Annotated in this window: 19 protein-coding genes, 1 other RNA gene and 1 pseudogene; 14 read left to right on the forward strand and 7 right to left on the reverse strand. The window is 62.0% G+C overall.

Annotated features, from left to right (window positions below):
• The first annotated feature begins 98 nt into the window (after positions 1 to 98).
• The 4 genes from JMY24_RS00065 (at position 99) to JMY24_RS00080 (ending at position 3,214) form a co-directional block, all read left to right on the forward strand.
• Positions 99 to 992 carry a glutamate/aspartate ABC transporter substrate-binding protein gene (locus tag JMY24_RS00065; RefSeq protein ID WP_128587652.1) on the forward strand — a complete coding sequence of 298 codons (894 nt, stop codon included), beginning with the start codon at positions 99 to 101 and terminating at the stop codon, positions 990 to 992.
• 82 nt (positions 993 to 1,074) lie between these two features.
• Complete coding sequence (locus JMY24_RS00070) at positions 1,075 to 1,815, forward strand: amino acid ABC transporter permease (protein ID WP_128587650.1); 741 nt, start codon at positions 1,075 to 1,077, stop codon at positions 1,813 to 1,815.
• A complete protein-coding gene (gene gltK, locus JMY24_RS00075) occupies positions 1,815 to 2,492 on the forward strand; it encodes a glutamate/aspartate ABC transporter permease GltK (protein WP_128587648.1) in 678 nt (225 codons plus the stop codon). The genes JMY24_RS00070 and gltK overlap by 1 nt, the downstream gene beginning before the upstream one ends.
• Positions 2,489 to 3,214 (forward strand): amino acid ABC transporter ATP-binding protein, encoded by a 726-nt coding sequence (locus tag JMY24_RS00080; RefSeq protein ID WP_128587647.1) that lies wholly within the window; start codon positions 2,489 to 2,491, stop codon positions 3,212 to 3,214. The genes gltK and JMY24_RS00080 overlap by 4 nt, the downstream gene beginning before the upstream one ends.
• Positions 3,215 to 3,326: 112 nt before the next feature.
• Here JMY24_RS00080 and JMY24_RS00085 read toward each other — a convergent pair whose 3' ends face one another.
• Positions 3,327 to 4,265 (reverse strand): class II glutamine amidotransferase, encoded by a 939-nt coding sequence (locus JMY24_RS00085; RefSeq protein WP_128595818.1) that lies wholly within the window; start codon positions 4,263 to 4,265, stop codon positions 3,327 to 3,329.
• 188 nt (positions 4,266 to 4,453) lie between these two features.
• On the opposite strand from JMY24_RS00085, the gene pyrC reads away from it, so the two are divergent.
• The 3 genes and pseudogenes from pyrC to rnpB all read left to right on the forward strand — a co-directional run bounded on the left by pyrC (position 4,454) and on the right by rnpB (position 6,860).
• Positions 4,454 to 5,524 carry a dihydroorotase gene (gene pyrC, locus JMY24_RS00090; RefSeq protein WP_201701263.1) on the forward strand — a complete coding sequence of 357 codons (1,071 nt, stop codon included), beginning with the start codon at positions 4,454 to 4,456 and terminating at the stop codon, positions 5,522 to 5,524.
• A 212-nt stretch (positions 5,525 to 5,736) separates the two neighbouring features.
• Positions 5,737 to 6,357 (forward strand): annotated as a pseudogene (locus JMY24_RS00095) (DUF3025 domain-containing protein); the annotation flags it as partial.
• An 87-nt stretch (positions 6,358 to 6,444) separates the two neighbouring features.
• Positions 6,445 to 6,860: RNase P RNA component class A (gene rnpB, locus JMY24_RS00100), an RNA gene on the forward strand.
• A 113-nt stretch (positions 6,861 to 6,973) separates the two neighbouring features.
• On the opposite strand, the gene JMY24_RS00105 is transcribed toward rnpB, so the two are convergent.
• Positions 6,974 to 7,396, reverse strand: a complete 423-nt coding sequence (locus JMY24_RS00105; RefSeq protein WP_025602559.1) for an OsmC family protein — start codon at positions 7,394 to 7,396, stop codon at positions 6,974 to 6,976.
• A 627-nt stretch (positions 7,397 to 8,023) separates the two neighbouring features.
• Here JMY24_RS00105 and rplM point away from each other — a divergent pair.
• From rplM to erpA, 3 genes are all read left to right on the forward strand, one after another.
• Complete coding sequence (gene rplM, locus JMY24_RS00110) at positions 8,024 to 8,452, forward strand: 50S ribosomal protein L13 (RefSeq protein ID WP_020069304.1); 429 nt, start codon at positions 8,024 to 8,026, stop codon at positions 8,450 to 8,452.
• Positions 8,453 to 8,463: 11 nt separating this feature from the next.
• Complete coding sequence (rpsI, locus tag JMY24_RS00115; protein ID WP_007180423.1) at positions 8,464 to 8,856, forward strand: 30S ribosomal protein S9; 393 nt, start codon at positions 8,464 to 8,466, stop codon at positions 8,854 to 8,856.
• Positions 8,857 to 9,121: 265 nt separating this feature from the next.
• Entirely contained in the window at positions 9,122 to 9,487 is a 366-nt protein-coding gene (gene erpA, locus JMY24_RS00120) for an iron-sulfur cluster insertion protein ErpA (protein ID WP_029968241.1), read from the forward strand.
• A gap of 124 nt (positions 9,488 to 9,611) precedes the next feature.
• On the opposite strand, the gene JMY24_RS00125 is transcribed toward erpA, so the two are convergent.
• Positions 9,612 to 10,742, reverse strand: a complete 1,131-nt coding sequence (locus tag JMY24_RS00125) for an anhydro-N-acetylmuramic acid kinase (protein WP_128595816.1) — start codon at positions 10,740 to 10,742, stop codon at positions 9,612 to 9,614.
• A gap of 238 nt (positions 10,743 to 10,980) precedes the next feature.
• Between JMY24_RS00125 and tyrS the strand changes: the two genes are divergently transcribed.
• The 3 genes from tyrS (at position 10,981) to JMY24_RS00140 (ending at position 13,471) form a co-directional block, all read left to right on the forward strand.
• Positions 10,981 to 12,231 (forward strand): tyrosine--tRNA ligase, encoded by a 1,251-nt coding sequence (gene tyrS / locus JMY24_RS00130; RefSeq protein WP_087752490.1) that lies wholly within the window; start codon positions 10,981 to 10,983, stop codon positions 12,229 to 12,231.
• A gap of 43 nt (positions 12,232 to 12,274) precedes the next feature.
• Positions 12,275 to 12,733 carry a D-aminoacyl-tRNA deacylase gene (gene dtd / locus JMY24_RS00135; RefSeq protein WP_175149090.1) on the forward strand — a complete coding sequence of 153 codons (459 nt, stop codon included), beginning with the start codon at positions 12,275 to 12,277 and terminating at the stop codon, positions 12,731 to 12,733.
• Between the two features lie 66 nt (positions 12,734 to 12,799).
• Entirely contained in the window at positions 12,800 to 13,471 is a 672-nt protein-coding gene (locus JMY24_RS00140) for a histidine phosphatase family protein (protein WP_201701264.1), read from the forward strand.
• 222 nt (positions 13,472 to 13,693) lie between these two features.
• Here the strand turns inward: JMY24_RS00140 and ruvB are convergent, their stop codons facing one another.
• The 3 genes from ruvB to ruvC all read right to left on the reverse strand — a co-directional run bounded on the left by ruvB (position 13,694) and on the right by ruvC (position 16,122).
• Positions 13,694 to 14,758 (reverse strand): Holliday junction branch migration DNA helicase RuvB, encoded by a 1,065-nt coding sequence (ruvB, locus tag JMY24_RS00145; protein WP_020069299.1) that lies wholly within the window; start codon positions 14,756 to 14,758, stop codon positions 13,694 to 13,696.
• 134 nt (positions 14,759 to 14,892) lie between these two features.
• Complete coding sequence (ruvA, locus tag JMY24_RS00150; protein ID WP_201701265.1) at positions 14,893 to 15,474, reverse strand: Holliday junction branch migration protein RuvA; 582 nt, start codon at positions 15,472 to 15,474, stop codon at positions 14,893 to 14,895.
• A 105-nt stretch (positions 15,475 to 15,579) separates the two neighbouring features.
• A complete protein-coding gene (ruvC, locus tag JMY24_RS00155) occupies positions 15,580 to 16,122 on the reverse strand; it encodes a crossover junction endodeoxyribonuclease RuvC (RefSeq protein ID WP_020069297.1) in 543 nt (180 codons plus the stop codon).
• 128 nt (positions 16,123 to 16,250) lie between these two features.
• Here ruvC and JMY24_RS00160 point away from each other — a divergent pair, with 128 nt between their 5' ends.
• Positions 16,251 to 16,490: a hypothetical protein gene (locus tag JMY24_RS00160; protein WP_128595812.1), complete on the forward strand. Its 240-nt coding sequence runs from the start codon at positions 16,251 to 16,253 to the stop codon at positions 16,488 to 16,490.
• 123 nt (positions 16,491 to 16,613) lie between these two features.
• On the opposite strand, the gene purH is transcribed toward JMY24_RS00160, so the two are convergent.
• The gene (gene purH, locus JMY24_RS00165) at positions 16,614 to 18,179 is read right to left on the reverse strand and encodes a bifunctional phosphoribosylaminoimidazolecarboxamide formyltransferase/IMP cyclohydrolase (protein ID WP_128595811.1); all 1,566 of its coding nucleotides are present in this window, start codon (positions 18,177 to 18,179) and stop codon (positions 16,614 to 16,616) included.
• Between the last annotated feature and the right edge of the window lie 44 nt (positions 18,180 to 18,223).

Here is an 18,223-nt window from a genome sequence, read left to right on the forward strand (position 1 = left end):
GCAATAGCGGCGTGCGCGCAACAACAATGGTTTATAGCCATACTTTCAGAATAATTACTTTGCTAAACTGGCGCCGGTTCTTGCCAAGGAGATCAAACATGAAGGTTAAAAAAGCTGCGCTGTTGCTCGCGACTCTCGGACTGTTTACGGTTGGCGCGCACGCGCAAGACGCCGGTACGCTGAAGAAAATCAAGGACACGGGCGTCATTTCGCTGGGTCATCGCGAATCGTCGATTCCGTTTTCGTACTACGACGACAAGCAGAACGTCATCGGCTATTCGCAGGAATTCGCGCTGAAGGTGGTTGAGGCAGTCAAGCAGAAGCTGAACATGCCGAACCTGAAGGTGAAACTGACGCCGGTCACGTCGCAAAACCGCATTCCGCTGGTGCAGAACGGCACGGTCGACATGGAATGCGGCTCCACCACGAATAACGCCGAGCGCCAGCAACAGGTGGCGTTCTCGAACACGATCTTCGTGATCGGCACGCGTCTGATGACCAAGAAAGATTCGGGCATTAAAGACTGGGCGGACCTGAAGGGCAAGACGGTCGTCACGACCGCCGGCACCACCTCCGAGCGCCTGCTTCGCAAGATGAATCAGGACAAGAGCATGGGCATGAACATCATCAGCGCGAAGGACCACGGGGAGTCGTTCCTGACGCTGTCCACCGGCCGCGCCGCTGCATTCATGATGGACGACGCGCTGCTCGCCGGCGAGCGCGCGAAGTCGAACACGCCCACCGATTTCGTGATCGTGGGCGCGCCGCAGTCGCATGAAGCTTACGGCTGCATGCTGCGCAAGAACGATCCGGAGTTCAAGAAGGTTGTCGACGACGCAATCGCGAAGGTCGAAACTTCGGGCGAAGCCGATCAGATCTACAAGAAGTGGTTCGAAACGCCGATTCCGCCGAAGGGCCTGAACCTGAACTTCCCGGAAAGCGACGACATCAAGGCGCTCTTCAAGAGCCCGAATGACAAGGCGATCGACTAAACCTTAGCTGTTTTTTTGAAACGCTGAACGAAACGGAAGGGGCCGCGCGCTTCTTCCGTTTCTTTTTGCTGGAGTCTTGGTCATGTCATATCACTGGAACTGGGGCATTCTGCTGAGTCCGGTCTCCACCGGCGAGCCGACCACCTATCTGGGCTGGCTGCTGTCGGGCTTTTGGGTGACGATTACCGTGTCGCTGTCGGCATGGGTGATCGCGTTGATCGTCGGTTCGTTGTTCGGCGTGCTGCGCACGGTGCCGAACAAATGGGCGTCGGGCATCGGCACGCTCTACGTCGCGATTTTCCGCAACATTCCGCTGATCGTGCAATTCTTCATCTGGTATCTGGTGATACCGGAGTTGCTGCCGGTCTCGATGGGCACCTGGTTCAAGCAACTGCCGCCCAGCGCGCAGTTCTTTTCGTCGTCGATCATCTGTCTCGGGCTCTTTACCGCCGCGCGCGTGTGCGAGCAGGTACGCTCGGGCATCAACGCATTGCCGCGCGGCCAGCGCGCCGCGGGTCTCGCAATGGGTTTCACGCAATGGCAGACGTATCGCTATGTGCTGCTGCCTGTCGCGTATCGGATCATCGTGCCGCCGCTCACGTCGGAGTTCCTGAATATTTTCAAGAACTCGGCGGTGGCGTCGACCATCGGTTTGCTGGATCTGTCCGCTCAGGCACGCCAACTCGTCGACTACACGTCGCAGACGTATGAGTCGTTTATCGCGGTCACGCTGGCCTACGTGCTGATCAATCTGGTCGTGATGCAACTGATGCGCTGGGTCGAAGCCAAGACCCGGTTGCCCGGCTATATCGGAGGCAAGTGATGCACCATTTCGACTGGAGCGGTATTCCGGGCGCACTGCCTACGTTGTGGACCGGCGCGATAGTCACGTTCAAGATCACGCTGATCGCGATCGTGATCGGCATTGTCTGGGGCACGGTTCTCGCCATGTTGCGGCTATCGTCGTTCAAGCCTTTCGAGTGGTTCGCGAAGGGCTACGTGACGATTTTCCGCTCGATCCCGCTGGTGATGGTCCTGCTGTGGTTCTTCCTGATCGTGCCGCAGGTGCTGCAGAACGTGCTCGGCCTGTCGCCGGATATCGACATTCGCCTCGCGTCCGCGATGGTCGCTTTCTCGTTGTTCGAGGCGGCGTACTATTCCGAGATCATCCGCGCCGGTATTCAATCCGTGCCGCGCGGGCAGGTCAACGCGTCGTTCGCGCTCGGCATGAACTACGCGCAGTCCATGCGTCTCGTGGTGCTGCCGCAGGCATTCCGCGCAATGGTGCCGCTGCTGCTCACGCAGGGCATCGTGCTGTTTCAGGATACGTCGCTCGTCTACGTGATCAGCCTCGCCGACTTCTTCCGCACCGCCACGAATATTGGCGATCGTGACGGCACGAATGTCGAAATGGTACTGTTCGCGGGCGCGTGTTATTTCGTGATCTGCGTGATCGCGTCGAGCCTCGTCAAAGGTCTTCAGAAAAAGGTCGCAAGATGATCTCTATCAAGAATGTTTCGAAGTGGTACGGCCAGTTTCAAGTGCTGACGGACTGCACGACGGAAGTCAAAAAGGGTGAAGTGGTCGTGGTGTGCGGACCGTCGGGTTCGGGCAAGTCGACGCTGATCAAGACCGTCAATGGTCTCGAGCCGTTTCAGAAAGGCGAGATCGTCATCAACGGCCAATCGCTGACTGACAAGAAAACCAACCTGTCGAAGCTGCGTTCGAAGGTCGGCATGGTGTTCCAGCACTTCGAGCTGTTCCCGCATCTGTCGATCGTGCAAAACCTCACGCTCGCGCAAATCAAGGTGCTCGGCCGCTCGAAGGACGAGGCGTCGGCGAAGGGGCTGAAGCTGCTCGATCGCGTCGGTCTGCGCGCACATGCGGACAAATTCCCGGGGCAGTTGTCGGGCGGTCAGCAGCAGCGCGTGGCGATCGCGCGCGCGTTGTCGATGGATCCGATCGCGATGCTGTTCGACGAACCCACGTCGGCGCTCGATCCGGAAATGATCAACGAAGTGCTCGACGTGATGGTCGAACTCGCGCAGGAAGGCATGACCATGATGTGCGTGACGCACGAAATGGGCTTTGCGAAGAAGGTCGCGCATCGCGTGATTTTCATGGACAAGGGCTTGATCGTGGAAGACGACCGCAAGGACGACTTCTTCGCCAATCCGAAGTCCGATCGCGCGAAAGATTTTCTCGCGAAGATTCTGCACTGAGGTTGCGAGTGCGGCGGCGTTTCGCACGCGATTCGGCCCGCCAGTGCAGCAACGAAAAGCCGCTCGAAAGAGCGGCTTTTTTTATTGCTGGTGTGGCGCTATCCGGCGTTTTTCACGACTCGAACGCCGCCGCATCATCCGCCGCTTCGAGATCCACTTCCAACGCCGCCGCGGCGGGCGTGTTGGACACCGAGGCCGCGATCGTGCTCGCCGAAGCGGACGCATCGAGAGCCGGATTGCGCAGCTTCTCCAGCACCGAAGTCGGCACAGGCACATTGACGCGGCCGATCACGTCGCCGTGCTGGAACATCATCAGGTCGCCCGGTTCGAACGCGGTCCACACTTCGTTGTCGGTCAACGGCTGCGTCGCGATCACCGCGACACGGTCTTCCGGCGTGGTGTACTTGGCGAAGTCGATCGAGACGTCGGCGTCGACGAGATGCGCGGTAGAAAAAGGCCAGCGCCGCACGATGTAGTGCAGATGCGTGGAGCAATGCGCGAACAACGCCTGGCCATTCGACATCAGAAAATTGAACACGCCGAACTGCGTAATCTCGCGCGTGAGTGTTTCGAGCGCGGCGAAGAGTTCATTGAGCGGCGGTTGCTGCGCGCCGGGAAACGCCTTGCGCAAACCTTCGAGCAACGCGCAAAAAGCGAGCTCGCTGTCGGTCGTGCCGACTGGCTGATAGACGCCCGTAAGTACCGGCGAATAGTCTTTCAGATCGCCGTTGTGCGCGAAGATCCAGTGGCGCCCCCAGAGTTCGCGCATGAACGGGTGGCAGTTTTCGAGCAGGATGTGCCCTTGCGTCGCCTTCCGAATATGTGCGATGGTGTTTTTCGACTTGATCGGATAGCGCTTGACCATTTCGGCGATCGGCGAGGTGGCCGACGATTGATGGTCGATGAACAGGCGACATGCTTTGTCTTCAAAGAAGGCGATGCCCCAGCCGTCGGCGTGGTGATCGGTGACGCCGCCGCGCGCCGCAAAGCCGGTGAACGAGAACGTGACGTCCGTCGGCGCGGCGCAGTTCATTCCGAGAAGTTGGCACATGTTGCGGGTAAGCCTGTGAACGGGGCGAGCCGTTACAATGATGATTTTCCAAGCATATCACCGAGCCAGAAACGCCAAATAGCAAAATTGACGTGTGTTCAGGCCGCAACACGGCGGTTTGACCTCATCGCTGGCGCATTGCTCGCATTTTCAGCCGCCTTCTGTTCCGCTCTCGCTCTCCTCTCGCCATGACCGATTCCAACGCTTCTTCTGATTCCCGCGACTCGATCACGCTCGCACGCCCGGACGATTGGCACTTGCACGTCCGCGACGGCGCAATGCTTGCCGCCGTGTTGCCGGACACAGCCCGCCAGTTCGCCCGCGCGATCATCATGCCGAACCTGAAGCCGCCGGTCACGACCACGGCCATGGCACAGGCGTACCGCGAGCGCATCATGGCCGCCGTCCCGGCCGGCGCCAAATTCGAGCCGCTGATGACGCTATATCTGACGGACAACACGCCGCCGGACGAAATCCGCCGCGCGCGCGCCAGCGGTTTCGTGCACGGCGTGAAGCTTTACCCGGCCGGCGCCACGACCAACTCGGACGCCGGCGTGACCGACATCATGAAGTGCGCGAAAACGCTCGAAGTGATGCAGGAGACCGGCATGCCGCTCCTCGTGCATGGCGAAGTGACGGACTCGTCGATCGATCTGTTCGACCGCGAAAAGGTGTTCATCGACCGGGTCATGACGCCGTTGCGCCGCGATTTTCCCGTGCTGAAAGTGGTGTTCGAGCACATCACCACCAAAGACGCGGTCGACTACATCCGCGAAGCCGGCGTTGCGCCGAACCTGCTTGGTGCGACCATTACCGCGCACCATCTGCTGTACAACCGCAACGCGATTTTCCAGGGCGGCATTCGCCCGCACTATTATTGTCTGCCCGTGCTCAAGCGCGAGACGCATCGCGTCGCGCTGGTCGAAGCGGCGATCTCGGGCAATCCACGTTTTTTCCTCGGTACCGACAGCGCGCCGCATCCGAAGGGTTTGAAGGAGCACGCTTGCGGCTGCGCCGGTTGCTACACGGCGCTGCACGCGCTGGAGCTGTACACCGAAGCCTTCGACAAAGCGGACGCGCTCGACAAGCTCGAAGGGTTCGCGAGTTTCTTCGGTGCGGATTTTTATGGCCTGCCGCGCAATCAGGAAAAGGTCACGCTGCGTCGGGAAGAGTGGACGTTGCCTGCAGAACTGCCGGTCGGCGATACGCCCGTTGTGCCGCTGCGCGGCGGTGAGTCGATCGGTTGGCGGCTGATTTGAGGCCTTGCTAGATGCAGGGTGACGCGGGCGCGGGGGTGAATGGCGGCGAAGGCGCTGTGGCACGTGTGGGTGCGGAAGCGGTGCCGGGCGCGGGCGCCGAGGCGCGCTTCGCCGCTATCGACTGGTCTAAGCCCTGGTTCGCGCACTTCGCCGGACGCGGCCAGCGCTGGCAGCGGGCCGCACTCACGAGTTACGCCGCCTTGCTCGCCGAGATGAATGCCGACGCCGCCGACACGCGTCAGACCACAGGCCGCGGCCAACGCCTCGCGTTCATCGCGCAGGACGAACTCCCGCCGGGCGCCGCCTACGAGGCGCACATTGCGTCGACCGGCCGCGTGCCGACACGCCACAATTTGCACGACTTCTTCAACGCGTCGATGTGGTTCGCCTTCCCGCGCATCAAGGCCGCGCTCAATGCGCGGCAGTCGGCAGCAATCGACCTGCTGGGCGTCGGGCCGACGCGCGGCGGCGTGCGAGATACGCTCACTCTCTTCGACGAAAACGCGCTGCTGTTTGCGTGCAGCGATCCAGCGTTGAGCGCCGCGCTGCGCGGCTTCGACTGGCAGACGTTGCTGCTCCAGCGGCGCGACGCATGGGGCTCGAACTGCGAGGTGCGCTGCTTCGGCCATGCGCTGCTGGAAAAGCTCATCGCGCCGTTCAAGGGCTGCACGGGGCATGCATGGATCGTCGACGTGCCATCGGCGTACTTCGAATGGGACGCCGCTGCGCGCGACGCGTGGCTGGACGAGGCCGTCAGCGCCGCTTTGCTGACCACCGAAGCGCTGACGAGCCGGCGGTTCGCGCCGCTCCCGGTGCTCGGTATTCCGGGCTGGTGGCCCGACAACGAGGCACCGGCCTTCTACGACGACAAGTCCGTATTCCGCTCCGGCCGGCGCGCAGATGTTAAAATCGGCGCCAGCAAAGCAGGCCAGGCAGTCGCGGCCTCAGCGGCTTCGGCCAAAGAGGGCGAGGAAAGTCCGGACTCCATAGGGCAGGGTGATGGCTAACGGCCATCCGTGGCAACACGCGGAACAGGGCAACAGAAAGCAAACCGCCGATGGCCCGGCGCAAGTCGGGATCAGGTAAGGGTGAAACGGTGCGGTAAGAGCGCACCGCGGCTGCTGCAAGGCAGAGACCGGCACGGTAACCTCCACCCGGAGCAATTCCAAGTAGGCAGGCGCGCATCTTCGAGATGCAGGACGGGGCCCCCGTCTCGTCTGCGGGTAGGAAGCTTGAGCGTGTCAGTAATGACTCGCCTAGAGGAATGGCTGCCACGCGCGTCGCGTCTTCGGACGTTGCGCGTGCACAGAATCCGGCTTATCGGCCTGCTTTGCCACCTCACAAAAAAAATGCCGGCGTCTTTTTAGGACGCCGGCATTTTTCGTTTTTGCGCGCGGGGCTTCGGTCAGGACCGCCCTCGCGGCTTGTACTCTCGCCGTGAGACTGCGCTCAGTTCGCCACAATATCGAACGAGTGCGTGAGTTCGGCCGTTTTCGCGATCATGATCGACGCCGAGCAATATTTGTCATGCGACAGGTTGATCGCGCGTTCCACGGTAGCCGGGTTCAGATTCTTGCCGGTCACGGTGAAGTGGAAATGGATCTTCGTGAACACTTTCGGATCTTCGCTGGCGCGCTCTGCCTTTAGCGTCACCGAGCAGCCGGCAATCTCCTGGCGGCTTTTCTTCAGGATCATCACAACGTCGTAGGCGGTGCAACCGCCCGTGCCGAGCAGAACCATTTCCATCGGACGGGGCGCGAGATTGCGGCCGCCGCCTTCAGGCGCGCCGTCCATCGCGACCAGGTGGCCGCTGCCCGTCTCCGCAGCAAACGCCATCCCGTCTTGCCCCATCCAGCTCACTTTGCATTCCATGCTGTGCTCCACCGCGCTTCGCTATATCGAGACGGCATTGTAGCCCGGCGATTCAGTGTCCGCCCGAGGCGACTTGCGACTCAAAATATGCGCAATGGTGCCGGACATGCTGCAGCGCGGCATGTTGCGACGGGTGAAAGAGATTTCCGACCGTTTAGGGGTTTTGCTCTAGTAGCGGCACGGTTGTGTCACAGAACCGTTCATGCCTCGCTGCTGAAGCTCGCCGAACGGACGCTCCTCGCCTGCTTCAATCCACATTATGAAATCCGATTTCGCATTGCAAATGTTCTTGCGTTGCACAAGCTTGCTTCATATAATTGCGACATCGGTTGCGGCAGTTCGCAACCTCCGCTGTCTCCTCCACCTCCTCCTTTGGTGGATTAAACCCGAACCACTTGTTCGGGTTTTTTTTCGCCCACGTTCTGACGTGCGCGGAAAGCCCCGCGAAGGTGCCTTTGGCAGCAAGTCCCGCACGTTTTGACTTGACGCCGCAAATTCCTTTATAATTCAGGGCTTTTCCGCATTCGCGCCCGCGGAGGAAGAACAGGGAGAGCCTGCACGCGCCTCGATGCGCACACTACAAGCAGGAAAAAACACATTGGGCGCAGCAATTTTTTTGGATCGATCATGAAGACGTTTTCCGCAAAAGCCCATGAGGTGACGCGCGAATGGTACGTGATTGACGCGACGGATAAGGTTCTCGGGCGTGTCGCCAGCGAAGTGGCACACCGTCTTCGCGGCAAGCACAAGCCTGAATTCACTCCGCACGTCGACACCGGTGATTTCATCATCGTTATCAACGCCGGCAAGCTGAAGGTCACGGGCAACAAGGCTACTGACAAGAAGTACTATCGCCACTCGGGCTACCCGGGCGGTATCTATGAAACGACGTTCGGCAAGATGCAGGAACGCTTCCCGGGCCGTGCGCTCGAAAAAGCGGTCAAGGGCATGCTGCCGAAGGGCCCGCTCGGCTACGCGATGATCAAGAAGCTGAAGGTCTACGCTGAAGCAACGCATCCGCATTCGGCGCAACAGCCGAAAGCGCTCGAGATCTAAGGGGAGCCCACATGATCGGTAACTGGAATTACGGCACGGGCCGCCGCAAGAGCGCCGTCGCACGCGTGTTCATCAAGGCAGGCAAGGGCGAGATCATTGTGAACGGCAAGCCTATCGCCGATTACTTCTCGCGCGAAACGTCGCTCATGATCGTTCGTCAACCGCTGGAACTCACGAACCACGGCGTCACGTTCGACATCAAGGTCAACGTGAACGGTGGCGGTGAAACGGGTCAAGCCGGCGCAGTTCGCCACGGTATCACCCGCGCGCTGATGGACTACGACGCAACGCTGAAGCCGGAACTGTCGAAGGCTGGCTTCGTTACGCGTGACGCTCGTGAAGTCGAACGTAAGAAGGTCGGCTTCCACAAGGCACGTCGCAGGAAGCAATTCTCGAAGCGTTAATCGCTTCGGGTGCGAACCGGCTCCAGGGTCGGAACGCAGCAAAAGCCGCCAACGCTGTCGCGAAGGCGGCTTTTTTTATGGTCAGTGGCCCGATTGGGGGCTACGGCTTGGGCGCGCCCGGCCCGCTTCGGCCGATGCAGGCAGACTGTGCGCGCAATCGCAGCGTCGATTCGGACGACTGTAAGAACCCATTGATTTTGTGGGCTTCGGCACGATATTGAGATCAGCCCTACAATAGCGGTTAGAAGCTTTTTGGAGAGTTCGAATGAACGCAGTCACCGACACACCCGTGACCGAGATGCCCGCCCCCTTCGTTTTTACCGACGCAGCGGCTGACAAGGTCAAGCAACTGATCGAAGAAGAAGGCAATGCGGACCTGAAACTGCGCGTTTTCGTGCAGGGCGGCGGCTGTTCCGGCTTTCAGTACGGCTTTACGTTCGACGAAGCCGTCAACGAAGACGACACCGTCATGAACAAGAGCGGCGTGCAATTGCTGATCGACTCGATGAGCTACCAGTACCTGGTCGGCGCAGAGATCGACTACAAGGACGACATCAACGGCGCGCAGTTCGTGATCAAGAACCCGAACGCGAGCACTACCTGCGGTTGCGGTTCGTCGTTCTCGGTCTGATAGCGGGCAGACAAAAGTTGGAAAGCAACGGGGCCTCGGGCCCCGTTTTTCATTTGCCTGTGCACGCCGACGAGACGCGCGCCCGCGCAACCCGCGCAAACGCGCTCGCTCGATGACGAAAGCGTCAACGCGGGTAAATCGCTCCCAGCACACGTTCCGCACTCGCGCCGGTAACAGCCGGCAAACTCCCCGGCAGCCGCGCCACACAGCGCATCGCGAGCCACGCAAAGGCCAGCGGCTCGACCTGGCTCGGCGGCACGCCGAGGGCGTCGGTCGTCATCACGGGTACGCCGCTTACGCCGCTGTCTTCCAGTGCCTGCTGCAGCGCCTTCATGATCTCCGGATTGCGTGCGCCGCCGCCGCACACGTAGACCGCTCGTGCGTCCGGCGCGTGCCGCTCGATCTCGCGCGCGACCGTCACAGCGGTTAGCGCGACCAGCGTCGCCTGCACGTCCGCCGGCGCGAGTCCGCCAAACGGGCGCAGTTTGGCGTCCAGCCACTCGGCGTTGAACAGGTCGCGTCCGGTGCTCTTAGGCGGCTGTTGTGCGAAAAACGGTTCGTCGAGCAGCGCGTTCAGCAGAGACCGGTCCACCTGGCCGCTTGCCGCGAACTGACCGTTTTCGTCGAATGGCTTGCCGAGATGGCGCTGCGCCCACTCGTCGAGGAGTGCGTTCGCCGGCCCGCAGTCGAAACCACGCACGCTGCCGGTCGCATTCAGAATCGTGATGTTGCTGATGCCGCCAAGATTGCACACGACCCGCGTCTCGTCTTTCGCGCCGAACACGGTCGCGTGAAACGCCGGCACGAGCGGCGCGCCCTGGCCGCCTGCGGCGACGTCCCTGCTGCGGAAATCGGCGACCACGTCGATGTGCATCATCTCGGCGAGCAGCGAGGGGTTGTTGATCTGCCGCGTATATCCTTTCTCCGGCCTGTGCCGCACCGTCTGCCCATGCACGCCGATCGCGCGCACTTCGGCGGCGGGAACGTGGCAGCCGCGCAAGAGCTCGTGACAGCACACCGTATAGCGCGTGGCGAGCGCGTTGGCGGCCAGCGCTTCTCGTTCGATCTCGTTTTCGCCCGGCTGCTGCAGCGCGAACAACGCGTCGCGCAAGCCCGCCGCAAAACCGACAAAGGCCTCGGCCAACACCACGGGCGGCTTCCCTTGGGCGAAGCGGACAGCCACGCCGTCCACGCCGTCCATGCTCGTGCCGGACATCAATCCAAAGTAGACGCCGTCTGCGGGGTCTTGCGCCACGTTGCTGCTCCTGGTAATGGTTCGTTGCTCGTTCATTGCCGCTTCATTGCGAAGGTTTTAGCAGATTATCGATGCAAGCGCGCTCGAATATGAAGCGCGTCGCCGCCGGAGCGACGTGCTGCGACGTGCTGCGGCGTGCAGATCCCACCGGCGCGGCGCGCTCGTGCCCCTGTCGGTGGGCGCGGCGACGTGCATCTATGGGACAATCTACTTTTTTCCGCGACTTCCCGTTTCCAGCATGAGCACCGAGTCCACCAAGCCTAACGCCGCCCCCGCCTTCCCGATCACCGACGAAGTCCGTCACGCGCTCGCCGTCACGAAGCGAGGCGTCGACGAATTGTTGATCGAAGAAGAATTCGCGCAAAAACTCGCGAAGAGCGCGGCAACCGGCACACCGCTGCGTATCAAGCTCGGGCTCGATCCGACCGCGCCGGACATCCATATCGGCCACACGGTCGTGCTGAACAAGATGCGTCAGTTGCAGGATCTCGGTCACACGGTCATTTTCCTGATCGGCGATTTCACGTCGCTGATCGGCGACCCGTCGGGCCGCAATGCCACGCGCCCGCCGCTCACGCGCGAGCAGATCGAATCGAACGCGAAGACCTATTTCGAGCAGGCCGCGCTGGTGCTCGACCGTGAGAAGACCGAGATCCGCTACAACAGCGAATGGTCGATGCCGCTCGGCGCCGACGGCATGATCAAGCTCGCGTCGCGCTACACGGTTGCGCGAATTCTCGAGCGCGAAGATTTCACCAAGCGCTTCCAGAGCGGCGTGCCGATTTCCATCCACGAATTCCTGTATCCGCTGATGCAGGGTTACGACTCGGTCGCGCTGAATGCCGATCTGGAACTCGGCGGCACCGATCAGAAGTTCAACCTGCTGGTCGGTCGCGAACTGCAGAAGCAGTACGGCCAGGAGCAGCAGTGCATCCTGACGATGCCGCTGCTCGAAGGTCTCGACGGTGTCGAGAAGATGTCGAAGTCGAAGAACAACTACATCGGCATCAGCGAAAAGCCGACAGAGATGTTCGGCAAGCTGATGAGTATTTCCGACGTGCTAATGTGGCGTTACTTCGAGCTGCTGTCGTTCCGTCCGATGGACGAAATCGCCGGCTTCAAGAAAGAGATCGAAGCCGGCCGCAATCCGCGCGATTTCAAGGTCATGCTGGGCCAGGAAATCGTCGCGCGCTTTCACTCGCAGGCCGATGCCGAGCGTGCGCTCGAAGACTTCAACCACCGCGCGAAGGGCGGCGTGCCGGACGACATCCCGGCGGTTACGCTGGCAGGCGCACCGCTAGCCATCGGCCAATTGCTTAAGCAGGCCAACCTCGTGCCGTCGACAAGCGAAGCGTTGCGCAACATCGAACAGGGCGGTGTGAAGATCGACGGCGCGACCGTGTCGGACAAGGGCCTGAAGGTCGAGTCGGGCGAGTATGTGGTGCAGGTCGGCAAGCGCCGCTTTGCGCGCGTCACGCTCACTGCCTGACTGTGCACGCGATGAACCGAACTTCGCAGCCGGAGCCGGCCCGATGATCGCGTTGATTCAGCGAGTGCGGCGCGCCGAAGTGCGCGTGGCCGACCGCGTGACGGGCGCGATCGACGCGGGCCTGCTCGCGCTCGTGTGTGCGGAGCGCGGCGACACCGAAGCGGCCGCCGACCGGCTACTCGCCAAAGTGCTCGGCTACCGCGTGTTCAGCGACGCCGCTGGCAAGATGAACCTCTCCGTGCAGAACCTGGACGGCGCCGGGCGCGCAGGAGGTCTGCTGCTGGTTTCGCAGTTCACGTTGGCCGCGGATACCAACAGCGGCTTGCGTCCGAGCTTCACGCCGGCCGCGCCGCCAGACGAGGGCAAGCGCCTGTTCGACTACTTCGTTTCGGCGGCGCGCGCAAAGCATCCTATCGTCGAGACCGGCGAATTTGGCGCCGACATGCAGGTGTCCCTCGTCAACGACGGGCCGGTCACGTTCTGGCTGCAGACCAACGCCTGAGTTTCGCGCAGTTCTTGCGACAATAGCGGTTCGGCACAACCGGCCAACAGCGCCCAACTGGATCCCATGACCACGCAGATTCTGTTTATCCGGCACGGCGAGACCGACTGGAACCGCATCAAACGCATTCAAGGGCACATCGACATTCCGCTCGCGTCGGTAGGACTTGCCCAGGCGCAAAGCCTCGCACGCCGCATCGTCGATCAAGTGAAGCACGGCGCGCGGCTCGATGCGATTTATTCGAGCGACCTGCAGCGCGCGCGGCAAACCGCGCAACCCGTCGCGGACGCGCTCGGCTTGCCGGTGCATCTGCGCGAAGGTTTGCGCGAGCGCTCATACGGCGCGTTCCAGGGCCACGACAGCGACGAAATCGCCGCGCGCTTCCCAGACGAATACGCACACTGGCAAACCCGCGACCCCGGCTTCACGCCGCCCGGAGGCGAGTCGCAGCGCGCGTTCTACCACCGCGTGTTGCACGCGATCGAACCGCTCGTCGCCGCGCATCCGGGTGGGCGAATCGCCTGTGTCGCGCATGGTGGCGTGCTCGATTGTGTGCGTCGCTTTGCATGCGGTTTACCGCTCGATGCACCGCGCGACTACACGCTGCTGAACACTAGCGTGAATGTGGTGGACTTCGACAACGGCCGCGCGACGGTGGTGTCGTGGGGCGACGTCTCGCATCTCGACGCACCCAGCGCGGACGATAGCTTCAAGAAGGTCCCGGAACCGGGGCGTTGATCACTCGCGCCGCGTCACTCGACGTTACGCCACGCCACGTGAGCTCGCGTCACGCCGTTGAGCGAAGTCCGTCTCGCGCGCCGCAGTAACCCGCCGACGCGCGCGTTTGGACACGCCGTACTCCCCGTTCATCTGATCACTGGTGACTGATGCGACGACGCGCACGCGAAGCCAAGCCGCTCAACCGGCCCACGAATAGCCGCTTGCGCTTTGAGATCCGGCTCAGGTCGCAGCCGAGTCCCACAGCCCAGGCAACGTGCTGGACGCGTCCGGCGCCGCGAGCCCGAAGTGCCGGTAAGTCAGCAGCGTGGCCACACGGCCGCGCGGCGTGCGTTGCAGGAAGCCTTGCTGGATCAGATACGGCTCGAGCACGTCTTCGATAGTGTCGCGTTCTTCGCCGATGGCCGCCGCAAGGTTGTCGACGCCGACCGGCCCGCCGTCGAACTTATGCAGAATCGCTTCCAGCAGCTTGCGGTCCATCAGGTCGAAGCCGACCGCGTCGACGTCGAGCATTCTGAGCGCCGCATCGGCGACTTGCGCGGTGATGTTGCCGTCGGCTTTAACTTCGGCGAAATCGCGCACGCGGCGCAGCAGCCGGTTGGCGATACGCGGTGTGCCTCGTGCGCGTTTGGCAATTTCGAACGCGCCGTCAGGATGAATCTGCGCATTCAGGAGCGAAGCCGAACGCGTGACGATGCGCGCGAGTTCCTCGGCGTTATAAAACTCCAACCGTGCAACGATTCCGAAGCGATCACGCAGCGGATTGGTCAGCATGCCCGCGCGGGTGGTCGCACCGACCAGTGTGAACGGCTGCAAGTCCAGCTTGACGCTGCGTGCGGCCGGCCCTTCGCCGATCATGATGTCGATCTGATAATCCTCCAACGCGGGGTACAGAATTTCTTCGACGACCGGCGAAAGCCGGTGAATTTCGTCGATGAACAACACGTCGTTGGCTTCGAGATTGGTCAGCAGCGCGGCCAGGTCGCCGGCGCGCTCCAGCACCGGTCCGGAGGTTTGCCGCAGATTCACGCCCATTTCCCGCGCGATGATGTGCGCGAGCGTGGTTTTGCCCAAGCCCGGCGGCCCAAACAGCAACACGTGGTCGAGCGATTCGGAGCGGCGCTTGGCGGCCTCAATGAAGATTTCCAGCTGACCGCGCACTTTTTCCTGCCCGACATATTCTTCGAGCTGGCGCGGTCGCAACGCTCGTTCGAACGCTTCCTCGTTCGGCGAGACGGGCGTGGCCGCGATGATGCGCTCGGCGGCGAGTTTGTCGGTTTCGATCATGTGGTCATTGTACCGCGCGAGGACGGTCCGGAAACCCGGCCGAATGGCCAAGGCGCCTCGACCTGACAGACGACTTCACATCACGCGGGCATCTTTCCCCGAGCACGGCGAGGCCGCCGCCGAGGCCCTCGGCTTCAGGCCTTGGACAACGCCTTGAGCGCGAGTTTGATGCCTTCTGAGACGCCGGTGCCGGCCGGCACGTTCTTGATTGCGGCCAACGCTTCTTTCTCCGAGTAGCCCAATGCGAGCAGCGCGTTGAGAATGTCGGACGCGTGATCCGATGCGGACGCCGCGCCGGCCATCGCGCCCAGGTCCGCGCCGAGCTTGCCCTTCAGTTCGAGCAGCAGCCGCTCCGCCGTCTTCTTGCCGATGCCGGGCACGCGCGTGAGGCGCGCGGCGTCCTGCATCGTGACGGTCTGCGAAAGCTCGTGCACGCTCATGCCGGACAGCACGGCCAGCGCCATGCGCGCGCCGATGCCCGAGATCTTGAGCAACTCGCGGAAAGTGGAGCGTTCCTCGGTGGTGCCGAAGCCGTAGAGCAGATGCGCGTCTTCTCGCACGATCATTTGCGTGAGCAGTACCACGCGTTCGCCGGTGGACGGCAAGTTGTAGAACGTGCTCATCGGCACATCGACTTCGTAACCGACGCCGTTGCAGTCGACGAGCAGATGCGGCGGGTTTTTTTCCAGCAGAACGCCGGCAATGCGACCGATCATGGCGAATTCAAATTCGAGAGAAAGGGCGAGTGTAGCGCAGGGCGTGTGTGCCGCTTGAGGCCAGTCATCGCATCAAGCGAAAAAAGCGGGGGCCGCACGGAAAGATCAGCCAACCAGACGCCCGCGTCTCACGCGCAATCCTTTCTTCGCGAGCGAAGGCGCGATGCCGCCGAGCGTGCTCAATGTCGTGCCGCCGTGCGCATGACATATGGCCATGCCGAGCGCGTCGGCGGCGTCGGTGCTCGGCACGCCCGAAAGATTGAGCAGGCGCACGACCATCTGCTGCATCTGCTCCTTGGTCGCGCGGCCATAACCGACTACGGCCTGCTTCAACTGCAGGGCGGTGTATTCGGCGACCGGCACGCCGCCCGCCACGAGTCCGCAGATGGCCGCGCCGCGCGCCTGGCCGAGCAGCAACGTGGATTGCGGATTGACGTTGACGAACACTTTTTCGATTGCCGATTGATCCGGCGAGTGCTGGCGAATCAGCGTCGAGATGCCCTCGAAGATAGTGCCGAGCCGCGACGGCAAATCGGCGTCCGCGGTCTTGATGATGCCGCTGGCGACATAGCTGAGTGTGTGACCGCTTTGATCGATCACGCCGAAGCCGGTCACGCGCAAGCCGGGGTCGATGCCGAGAATTCTCATGAAGTGCCGCAGATGCGGTTAAAACCAGGTGCCTGCGATACTACAACACACGCGCCGCGCGGCGGTCGGCATGTGGCGAGGCATGCGGAATAAAAACTGCTGCTTTCGACGCAGGGAGGCGATCGCACATGCAGCGCTATGGGAACAGGAGCGGGAAATCCGGCGTCGTGGCTTACGAAATCGGCGATGACTTCGTCGCCGCTCGCTTCAACTCGGGCACGACCTACTGGTATTCGAAAAAGAGCGTCGGCGCGAAACATGTGGCCGAACTCAAGCGCCTCGCGAAGCAAGGCGAGGGCCTTAGCACCTACATCAGCCAGCACCCGGAAGTGAGAGACGGCTACGAGCGCAAGGACCCGCCGGACTGACTACTCAGGCTCGGCATTGCTCGGGCGTCCAAAAACAAAACGACCCGGCGGAGAATTCCATCGGGCCGTTCTATCGTCTCTTATTGCGGATGATGCAAAGACACGCCGCTCGTCAGACCCGGATCAATGACGGAAATGACGCACGCCGGTCAACACCATCGCGATGTTGTGTTCGTCAGCGGCGCTAACCACTTCGTCGTCGCGCATCGAGCCGCCCGGTTGAATCACGCAGGTCGCGCCCGCTGCCACGACCACGTCGAGGCCGTCGCGGAACGGAAAGAACGCGTCCGACGCGACCGCCGAGCCAGTCAGCTTCAAACCGGCGTTCTGCGCCTTGATGCTCGCGATGCGCGCCGAGTCCACACGGCTCATCTGGCCCGCGCCGACGCCGAGCGTCATGCCGTTGCCGCAGAACACGATCGCGTTCGACTTCACGTACTTCGCCACGCGCCATGCGAACAGCAGGTCGTCCATTTCCTTCGGCGTCGGATGACGCTTCGTGACCACGCGCAATTCGCGCGGCTGCACGTTCTTCGAGTCGAGTGATTGAACCAGCAGGCCGCCGCCCACGCGCTTCAGATCGAACGCGTTGTGGCCTTCGCCCAGGGCGATTTCAAGCAAGCGCACATTCTGCTTCGCCGCGAAAACCTGACGCGCTTCGGCGCTGAACGACGGTGCGATCAGCACTTCGACGAACTGCTTGGCCACCGCTTGCGCCGCCGCTTCATCAACCTCGCGATTGAATGCGATGATGCCGCCGAACGCCGACGTCGGATCGGTCTGGAACGCCTTCGAATATGCTTCGTTCGCGTCGGCGCCGACCGCCACGCCGCACGGATTCGCATGCTTGACGATCACGCAGGCCGGCACGTCGAAGGTCTTCACGCATTCCCACGCCGCGTCGGAGTCGGCAATGTTGTTGTACGAGAGTTCCTTGCCTTGCAACTGGTTGTAGTTCGCGAGCGCGCCGGCCGGAACCGACAGGTCGCGATAGAACGCGGCGCTCTGATGCGGGTTTTCGCCGTAGCGCAAATCCTGCACCTTGTCGAAGGCGAGGTTGAAGGTCGCCGGATAAGCGTTGCGCGACGCGTGCTGCAGTTCGTCGGTGAGGCTCGTCAGATAGTTCGTGATCGCGCCGTCGTACTGCGCGGTGTGTGCGAACACCTTGGTCGCGAGACGGAAGTTCGTCTTGTACGACACCGCATTGCTGTTCGCGCGCATTTCCTCGAGCACGACCGCGTAATCAGCGGGATCGACCACCACGGTCACGTCGCGATGATTCTTCGCAGCGGAGCGCAGCATGGTCGGGCCGCCGATGTCGATGTTCTCGATCGCGTCTTCCAGCGAGCACTCTTCTTTCGACACCGTCTGCACGAACGGGTACAGGTTCACGACCAGCAGGTCGATGGTCGGAATGTCGTGCTTCTCAAGCGCCGCCATGTGTTCCGGCAGGTCGCGGCGCGCGAGAATGCCGCCGTGCACCTTCGGATGCAGCGTCTTCACGCGCCCGTCCAGCATTTCCGGGAAGCCCGTGTAGTCGGCGACTTCGGTGACGGAGAGGCCCGCGTCCGCGAGCAGTTTCGCGGTGCCGCCGGTCGACAGGATCTTGACGCCGAGGTCCGACAGCGACTTGGCGAAGTCGAGGATGCCGGACTTGTCGGAAACGGAGATGAGCGCTTGCTTGATCATGATGAAGACGAAAAGCCGAAGGGAAACGTGGCAGGGCGCGAGAA

Origin of the sequence: Paraburkholderia kirstenboschensis, from assembly GCF_904848585.1 — a bacterium.
GTDB classification, from domain to species: domain Bacteria; phylum Pseudomonadota; class Gammaproteobacteria; order Burkholderiales; family Burkholderiaceae; genus Paraburkholderia; species Paraburkholderia kirstenboschensis.